The organism is Moraxella sp. CTOTU47724 (genome assembly GCF_032014955.1).
Taxonomy (GTDB): domain Bacteria; phylum Pseudomonadota; class Gammaproteobacteria; order Pseudomonadales; family Moraxellaceae; genus Faucicola; species Faucicola tetraodonis.
The window spans coordinates 1-8,629 of sequence record NZ_DALZSV010000078.1 but is presented as its reverse complement, the minus strand read 5'-3'; the positions used below and the strand labels follow the sequence as shown (position 1 = coordinate 8,629).

At 42.0% G+C, this 8,629-nt stretch carries 6 protein-coding genes, 1 tRNA gene and 1 pseudogene; 5 read left to right on the top strand and 3 right to left on the bottom strand.

The window, feature by feature from the left end:
- Positions 1-331: 331 nt before the first annotated feature.
- Positions 332-2,425 carry a catalase gene (locus tag RTR63_RS11060; protein WP_312524245.1) on the top strand — a complete coding sequence of 698 codons (2,094 nt, stop codon included), beginning with the start codon at positions 332-334 and terminating at the stop codon, positions 2,423-2,425.
- A 57-nt stretch (positions 2,426-2,482) separates the two neighbouring features.
- On the opposite strand, the gene RTR63_RS11055 is transcribed toward RTR63_RS11060, so the two are convergent.
- Positions 2,483-2,573: transfer RNA gene (locus tag RTR63_RS11055), tRNA-Ser, on the bottom strand.
- 126 nt (positions 2,574-2,699) lie between these two features.
- On the opposite strand from RTR63_RS11055, the gene RTR63_RS11050 reads away from it, so the two are divergent.
- Positions 2,700-3,635 (top strand): DNA/RNA non-specific endonuclease, encoded by a 936-nt coding sequence (locus tag RTR63_RS11050; protein ID WP_312524243.1) that lies wholly within the window; start codon positions 2,700-2,702, stop codon positions 3,633-3,635.
- Between the two features lie 257 nt (positions 3,636-3,892).
- Complete coding sequence (locus RTR63_RS11045; RefSeq protein ID WP_188875943.1) at positions 3,893-4,267, top strand: DUF2147 domain-containing protein; 375 nt, start codon at positions 3,893-3,895, stop codon at positions 4,265-4,267.
- A 144-nt stretch (positions 4,268-4,411) separates the two neighbouring features.
- On the opposite strand, the gene RTR63_RS11040 is transcribed toward RTR63_RS11045, so the two are convergent.
- Both RTR63_RS11040 and RTR63_RS11035 read right to left on the bottom strand, forming a co-directional pair.
- Entirely contained in the window at positions 4,412-5,737 is a 1,326-nt protein-coding gene (locus tag RTR63_RS11040; protein ID WP_076775469.1) for an ammonium transporter, read from the bottom strand.
- 122 nt (positions 5,738-5,859) lie between these two features.
- Positions 5,860-6,198, bottom strand: coding sequence for a P-II family nitrogen regulator (locus tag RTR63_RS11035; protein ID WP_007115809.1), 339 nt, complete (start codon positions 6,196-6,198; stop codon positions 5,860-5,862).
- A gap of 726 nt (positions 6,199-6,924) precedes the next feature.
- Here RTR63_RS11035 and murD point away from each other — a divergent pair.
- Complete coding sequence (gene murD / locus RTR63_RS11030) at positions 6,925-8,310, top strand: UDP-N-acetylmuramoyl-L-alanine--D-glutamate ligase (protein ID WP_312524247.1); 1,386 nt, start codon at positions 6,925-6,927, stop codon at positions 8,308-8,310.
- A 37-nt stretch (positions 8,311-8,347) separates the two neighbouring features.
- Positions 8,348-8,629: pseudogene (locus RTR63_RS11025) on the top strand (cell division protein FtsW); the annotation flags it as partial.

Sequence of the window (8,629 nt, the reverse complement as noted above, 5' to 3'; positions counted from 1 at the left end):
CGCCAATGGTAGTGTGGTTCGCCCATGTGAGAGTAGGTCATCGTCAGCTCCCTATTCCAAATCACCCCCCCTTACATCAGTAAGGGGGGGTTGCTTTGTAGTCTATCAAGATTTTTTATATTTGGTTATCATGTTATTTTAATTATTTTTAGTTATCTTTAGTTATCTTGCGTTAATATCTTATTTGCTACATAGCTTTACGCATTTTCACACTGTAAATTTTTGAATTCTATATACTGATTATATCAATGTCGATCCTTTTCCAACCTTAGGTAAACATTTGATATTTGCTAAGAAATTACAAATATACTTAAAATTTTAGGATAAAAAAATGACACAAAAGCCCGTTAAGCCAGAGCCAAATATTAATACTCAGCAAGGAAATGCAGGCGAAACTCATCAACAAGCTGATGATAACTCAACTAATTTAACCACGCAGCAAGGGATTGTTATTGCAGACAATCAGAATTCGCTAAAAGCGGGTCGTCGAGGCCCTGCATTGCTAGAAGATTTTATTTTACGTGAGAAAATTACCCATTTTGACCATGAACGTATTCCAGAGCGTATTGTGCATGCGCGAGGCAGTGCAGCGCATGGTTATTTCGAGTTAACTGAGTCATTAGAACAATATACTACTGCTAAAGTGCTTACTGAAGTAGGTGAGCAAACACCTTTATTTACCCGTTTTTCGACGGTAGCGGGTGGTGCAGGGTCGGTTGATACACCGCGTGATATTCGCGGTTTTGCCGTCAAAATTTATACTAAAGAGGGAAACTGGGATTTAGTAGGTAATAATACCCCAGTATTCTTTATTCAAGATGCTATTAAATTCCCAGATTTAGTGCATGCTGTCAAGATGGAACCGGATCGTGGTTTTCCACAAGCTGCCTCAGCGCATGATACTTTTTATGATTTTATTTCATTGAGCCCAGAAACATTGCACAATTACTTGTGGGCAATGAGCGATCGCGGCATTCCACGCAGCTTGCGTACGATTGAAGGCTTCGGTATTCATAGTTATCGCTTTATTAATGCCCAAGGTGAAAGCACGTTTGTACGTTTTCACTGGCGTCCACGTCTTGAACTGCAATCGCATGTTTGGGATGAAGCGGTGAAAGTGGCAGGTGCTGACCCTGATTATCATCGTCGTGACTTATTTGAAGCATTACAACAAGGTGATGAGGTTATTTGGGATTTTGCTGTTCAGTTGTTCACCCAAGAAAAAGCGGATGAATTCGCTTTTGACCATCTAGATGCTACTAAACTTATTCCAGAAGAATTGGTACCACTCAAAGTAGTTGGTAAGATGGTATTAAACCGTTATCCCGATAACTTCTTTGCTGAGACAGAGCAAGTGGCTTTCTGTCCAGCAAACATCGTACCCGGTATCGACTTTAGTAATGACCCCTTACTACAAGGTCGTTTATTTAGTTATCTTGATACCCAGCTGTCGCGTTTAGGTTCACCAAATTTTGCGCAGTTGCCAATTAATGCACCAAAATGCCCATTCCATAATATGCAGCGTGATGGTCATATGCAGATGCAAATTCCGAAAGGGCGCGTTGCTTATGAACCACAAAGTTTGGAACCAGAAAAACCACGTGAAAATCCCGCAGTAGGCTTTAAATCATTTGCTGAGGATTTAAGCCAAGGCAATGATACCGTTAAAGGTCGTATCCGTGCAGAAAGCTTCGCAGACTTTTATAGTCAACCACGTATGTTCTATCGTAGTCAAACCCCCATTGAGCAGGCGCACATTGCTTCAGCGATTGTGTTTGAGCTTTCAAAAGTTGAGACACCCTATATCCGTGAACGCATGGTTGCGCAGTTGTTAACGGTTGATGAAACATTGGGTAAACGCGTGGCCGATGGGTTAGGGATGAAACCAGTGCCGAAACCGATTGAGCCGGCTGTTCCGGTGCAAGATTTGCCATTATCGCCAGCTTTACAGTTGATTGGCAAAGCTAAACCAACGCTTGAAGGTCGTAAAGTTGCTATTTTAGTCGCAGATGATTCAAATGCAGAAATGCTTGAAAAATATAAAGCGGCGATTACCGCAGCCAAGGCAACACCCTTTATAGTAGCGCCAAAAATTAGTATTACGTTAAACAATGGTGAAACCATTGCTGCTGACGGTCAATTGGCGGGTTCTCCTTCTGTCTTGTTTGATGCAATCGTTAGTATCATTATGCCAGAGCAAGCGAAAAAATTAGCCAAAGTGAGTGAAGCGATTGCGTGGTTTAAAGACGCGCACGCCCATCTAAAAGCGATTGCTTATTGCGGTGCGACGGATGAATTTATTCTAATTCCTCAGCACATTGAGAAAGATGCCAGTGTGGTGGCTTTAAAGGAAATAGATACCTTTATTGAGAAGGCCAAATCGCGTGAATGGGATCGTGAGCCTAATGTGCGTGATTTAGCATAACTCATCAACCCCGCAACAAAAAAGCTAGCTTAATAATAAGCTAGCTTTTTATTTATTTGGCGGAAACGGAGGGATTCGAACCCTCGATACGCTATTAACGTATACACACTTTCCAGGCGTGCGCTTTCGACCACTCAGCCACGTTTCCAATCGAGTTGCAATTCCAAAATATAGGTAATCGCAAAACGGACGCCTATTTTACCCAAAATAATGCCAAATGTCATGTATAATTAATCAATTTTCATCGATGGCTAGAGTTGGTAAGTTAGAGCGTATGAGTTGTCATCAGCGTTTTTCCCACAAATCACTGTCACAGATGCTAGTAGTGATAGCTTTATCCTTATTGCCCTTATGGGCACATTCTAGCCGCTCTTTAGATTATCGCAAACAGCATCTCAATCAATGCGGCAATACCTATGCTAACCAACAAAGTCCCCAGCCACTCTCGAATCAACCAATTGAGATTTATTATCTATGTCTAAATGGCTTTGCTGTGGGGTATTCGTCACTGAGTAAAACCGCTTTATGGTCAGCGGAGTATTTGACACGAGCGCGTATTGAAAAAGCGAGCGAGTTATCTAGGGTTAATAATTTTCACGAGGAAAGTCAGCTGCCTAATCGGGTTAAAGGCTATTTAGCTGATTATCGTAACGTACCTTATGATCGTGGGCATCTAGCGCCGAATGCAGATATGAGTACGCTTGAATCACAATATGACAGCTTTAGCCTTGCCAACATTGTACCGCAAAATCCTGTCAATAATCGTAGCACTTGGCGAGACATTGAGTCCCGTACCCGTTACCTAGCGATCAAACACAATCGTATCTATGTGGTGACAGGGGTGGCTTTTATCAGTAATCGGGTTAAGAAAATTAATAACAATATATTAGTACCCAGTCATCTGTACAAAGCGATTTATATTCCAAGTCTACAACAAGCAGGGGTTTATTTTGTCCCTAATGATGATAGTCAGCGAGTGGAAGTCATTAGTCTGGATGAATTGGCGGTAAGAATAGGTGTAGATGCCATGCCAGGCTTGTCAGGAAAGGTACAAAAAACGGCAATGACGCTGCCTATCGATGACTATTCACCAGCTACAAAAAACAAAAACACGCCAAAATCAGAGCCCGATAACCAGCAAATTTTATTAGTCTTAGTTAATTTAGTCTTGACCATTTTTGAATGGATAATGAGTCTATTTAAGTCCTAAAAGTGATAAATATACCAAAATGACTGATTGGTCAATTTACCCCTTAAGGATTTTTTAAAAAAATAACTATTTTATAATCAATAACTTAGAATTAAAAAAATGGATAATTTTACCCTGTAAGGATGTAGAAAACTATTAGCAACTTTTGCGTATTAAAAAATATCTTTACCTCAAAACCATTTTGGCTATAATGATTGTCAATGGCACTGCATCTCACTTCCCTTACTTTTTTGCAGTGCGCTACAGAAGGAACTGTTATGAAAATTTCTCTTAAATCAATCAGCGTTGGTGTTGCTCTTTCTACTTTAAGTGTTGCTGCTATGGCTGCCGATCCAATTGTGGGTACTTGGCAAACTTATGAAGACAATCAACCAAAAGCCCAAGTTCAAATCTCACAAACAGGTGCTACTTTCACCGGTAAAATCGTTGCGGGCAATACTGAAAAAGCAAAATCTTTTGTTGGTAAAACTGTGTTAACAAACGTGAAAGCGAAAGGTAATGGCAAATATGCAGGTAAAGCAAAAGACCCACGTTGGGGTCTTGGATTAGGTGCAGATATTTCATTAAGCGGTTCAACCTTAACTTTATCTGTTCCAGTCAAAGGCAGCCAAACTTGGAAAAAAATTAAATAATCGCCCATGATTTGAAAGCCCAAAAAAGCTAGATATTAATATCTAGCTTTTTTATTTGTCCAATCGCAAGTTTTGTAGAGTCTTTTAGTATGCTTATATAAAAAAATAGGCTGATTGAATCAGCCTATGTTTATCATTCTTTGTCTATTCGATACGTTCGCCATGTACGGCTAAGTCAAGACCGGTGTATTCATCTTCATCAGTGACACGTAAGCCCATGGTTAATTGAATCACTTTGGCAATAATGAAAGTCACAATCGCGCAGTAGATGATAACCGCGAACACGCCTTCTAATTGCACCCACACTTGACCCATAGTCGATAAAGCCAGTGGTTTGCCAGTGATAGCAGGACTCACAAAGACACCTGTCAATATGGCACCGACGATGCCACCAACGCCATGCAATCCAAACGCATCCAAGCTATCATCGATTTTTAACAGACGTTTGAGATAGTTGACTGCATAAAAGCAAACCAATGAGGTGATGATACCAATCGCTAATGCGCCTGCTACCGTCACAAAACCTGCCGCTGGGGTGATACCGACTAAACCCGCCACTGCGCCTGATGCACCGCCCAATACAGAGGCTTTACCACGGACTAATTTTTCGATGGCAAACCAAGTCAATGCCCCTGCCGCTGCCGCTACTTGCGTGACGAGTAGGGCATTACCTGCCAACGCATTTGCCGCCAACGCACTCCCGCCATTAAAGCCAAACCAACCTACCCAAATCAAACCCGTACCAATTAAGGTTAAAGCCAAGTTTGAAGGTGCCATTGGATCACGGTTATAGCCATTACGTTTACCTAAAACAGCCGCCAACACAATACCTGCTACACCTGCATTAATGTGCACGACCGTACCGCCTGCAAAGTCTAGCGCACCATCTGCCATCAACCAGCCGCCGCCCCAAACCCAGTGACAAATCGGTGCATACACCAATAATACCCAAAGGGCAGTAAACACCATGAAGCTACTAAATTTAATACGTTCAGCAATCGAGCCTGCTAAGATTGCCACAGTGATAATGGCAAAGGTCATTTGAAAAGTGACAAATAACAGGGTGGGTACGGTACCGGTTAAATCACCTAACCCAATATTAGATAACAGGGCATTATCAAAACCGCCAATAAATTGATTAAAATCGCTACTACCAAACGCCAGCGAATAACCCAACACAATCCAAATGATAGATACTAACGCCGTGGCACCATAGCTGTGTGCCATCGTCCCTAAAATATTCTTTTTGCGCACCATACCTGAGTAAAACAATGCCAACCCTGGAATAGTCATTAGGAGTACTAATGCAGTAGAAATTAATACCCAAGCCGTGTCGCCCGCATTTAGCGTAGGCGTGTCAGCAGCATGAGCCACCAATGGAGATAACAACAATAACGATAAAATTGATTTGGTAGATACTAGTGGCTGTGAAAATTTGGCAAAAGCTGCCCTTGTAATGACGGCATTCATCGTAACCCCCTTAAAATTATTTGAGATAGTCGTTAAGCTGCTTGATAGGTCTTCGTTAATGTTTAAAGGATGGTCAACTTTAAAGTTTAACAAGCGCTGCGGCAACGACAGTCATGATAGTGTTAGATAGCATTAGCGCCTGTTTCACCAGTACGGATACGAATCACTTGTTCTAATGGTGATACAAAGATTTTGCCATCACCGATTTTGCCCGTGCTAGCCACGCGAGTGATAGCTTCAATCGCTGCATCAACCATTTCGTCAGTCACTGCAATTTCTAACTTAACTTTGGGCAGGAAATCAACCACATACTCAGCGCCGCGGTACAATTCAGTATGACCTTTTTGACGACCAAAACCTTTTACTTCGGTAACTGTGATACCTTGAACGCCAATCTCAGAGAGTGACTCACGCACATCGTCTAGCTTGAACGGTTTTAAGATAGCCGTAATTAATTTCATAATAATTTCCTTTTAAGTGCCGCTTATGGTTGGGTTAGTTACTAGCTGCTGTAGTGGCTTAATAGCGGTTACCCTAAACAGCATTCGTATAGCGAGTTGAAAATGGTAGTTTCGATAATTCAAAAGCTATGCCAACTTTCAAAAATGTCCTATTTTTAAGGGGGTAAAAAATATAACCTATTGAAAATAAAGCAAAAACTTTTTTATAGTTTCAATGCGACCATCACACAGAAAGCGTAATTTTATTATAGCGAAAAAATAAAAATTCCTCTAATTTAAATCAGCTATTGCACCAAAAAGGTTATTTGGGTGCCATTAACGATTTTGTAGATAAATTTTAGAATTATTTTAATAATTAGCGATAAAAACAAAAATATTGCACTAAAAAAGTGCATTATACTTCCTAAAATCGTTGAATTTGTTGGGTAATATAGATAAAAGTATATCCGCATCACAAAAATCATAGCATTTAAACCGTCTTTTATTGCTGCCACTACAAAACATGAAAACTCACATTTAATCGCAAAACTTTTTGTCATAAAATGGTATGATAGAAAACGTTTTTTAGCTTATGCGGCAAGTATGGTTATTGCCTTAGTTAGCGGTACCTTTATTTAAGTGTTACAAGTTTAAGTGTTACAAGGAATTCTCGTGAGCCAACTCTCTGCCACCCAATCACCCGTTTCACCTGCTTCAACCAACCAAAGCATGCCATCAGCATCAAGCATGATTCAACGTGGCAATGGATTACAAGTGGTGGTTGGACTTGGCAAATCAGGCTTGTCGGCAGTCAACTATTTACACGCGCTTGGTTACCCAGTAGCTGTCACTGATGCAGGTCTGCCCAAACTTGCCGAGCATTTGCCAACCGATATAGTGACCAAGTTTGGGGCACTAGATGGCGAGCTGTTGTCGGTGGCAGATCGCATTATCATCAGTCCGGGTATTGACCCTTATTTGCCGGTGTTTGATGGCGCACGTGCGAAAAAAATCGCGATTGTCAGTGATATTCAATTGTTCCATGAGGTAGCTAAACAGCGAGATATTCCGATTATTGCGATTACCGGCTCTAATGCCAAAAGCACTGTCACCACACTGGTTGGCGAGATGGTCAAAAATGCGGGGGTTAAAGTCGGTGTCGGTGGTAACTTGGGAACGCCCGCGCTTGATTTGTTACTTGAGCCCATACAGATGGCGGTGCTTGAGTTATCCAGTTTTCAACTACAGACCACCACCAATTTGGCCGCTAAAGTAGCCACTGTGCTTAACATGTCGCCTGACCATCTAGATCGCCATGGCAATATGCTTGGCTATCACCAAGCCAAACACCGAATCTTCCAAGGCGTGCAATCCATTGTGGTCAACCGCGAGGACTTGCTTAGTCGCCCGTTGGTAGCCGATGATATGCCCACCCTTACCTTTGGTAGTAACGCACCGGATATGAATCAGTACGGATTGATAAAAGATAGCGATGGTGAAATCTGGTTAGCCCGGGGTCGTGAGCGCTTACTCAATGAAAAAGACGTGCCGATCAAAGGTGAACATAATTTGGTGAATGCGCTGTCAGCCTTAGCAATTGGCGAGTTGGCGGGTCTGCCGTTAGAGAGTATGTTGACAACATTAAAAAACTTTGTCGGGCTGCCACATCGCTGTGAATTTATCACAACCACCCATCAGCTCGATTGTTTTGACGACTCCAAAGGCACTAACATTGGCTCGACCATCGCGGCAATTTTGGGGCTAGGTAAAGTATATGCGCCCAAAGGCAAAAAACTCGCTGTGATTTTGGGCGGGCAAGGCAAAGGTCAAAACTTTGCTGAACTGGCAAAACCCCTGATGGATTATGCGCAAGTGGTGTACTTTATTGGTGAAGATGCCGATAAAATCGCGGCTGATTTGGCATCAGCGGGGTTGGATAGTCACAATCCTACAGGGATTGTGTTAACCAAATGCCAAACCCTAGAACAAGCGGTCAATCAAGCTTGGCAAGACCAGCCAACATTCCCCGCGTTAGGTGTATTACTGCTATCACCTGCTTGTGCAAGTTTTGATCAGTTTAGTGGCTATGTGGAACGTGGACAAGTTTTTCAACGCTTAGTCAAACCACAATAATCATTCGCTAGTGTATTTTTAATATTTAGGTTGTGTTATGCCCGCGCCCCATTCGACTTCTTCGTCACTTTCTTCATCCCTCTCAGCTAACATCGCTTCTACTAAGAAAAGCCGGCAGTGGATTCCGCCCATCAATTCGGTGCTATTAACCACGGTGGCAACCATTATGGTATTTAGTCTGTTGATGGTGGCGTCCGCATCAATACCTTTTGCACAAACCAAAAAACTGGGTGATTTTTACTTTTTCTATCACCAACTGGCGTACATGGGAATCGGTGCAGTTCTTGGTTTACTGGTATATTTTATCCCGCTTCGCAAG

Excerpts from the sequence above, each read along its gene's own strand:
- RTR63_RS11060 (WP_312524245.1), top strand. The coding sequence starts at position 332 with ATGACACAAAAGCCCGTTAAGCCAGAGCCAAATATTAATACTCAGCAA.
- RTR63_RS11050 (WP_312524243.1), top strand. The coding sequence starts at position 2,700 with ATGAGTTGTCATCAGCGTTTTTCCCACAAATCACTGTCACAGATGCTA.
- RTR63_RS11045 (WP_188875943.1), top strand. The coding sequence starts at position 3,893 with ATGAAAATTTCTCTTAAATCAATCAGCGTTGGTGTTGCTCTTTCTACT.
- RTR63_RS11040 (WP_076775469.1), bottom strand. The coding sequence starts at position 5,737 with ATGAATGCCGTCATTACAAGGGCAGCTTTTGCCAAATTTTCACAGCCA.
- RTR63_RS11035 (WP_007115809.1), bottom strand. The coding sequence starts at position 6,198 with ATGAAATTAATTACGGCTATCTTAAAACCGTTCAAGCTAGACGATGTG.
- murD (WP_312524247.1), top strand. The coding sequence starts at position 6,925 with ATGATTCAACGTGGCAATGGATTACAAGTGGTGGTTGGACTTGGCAAA.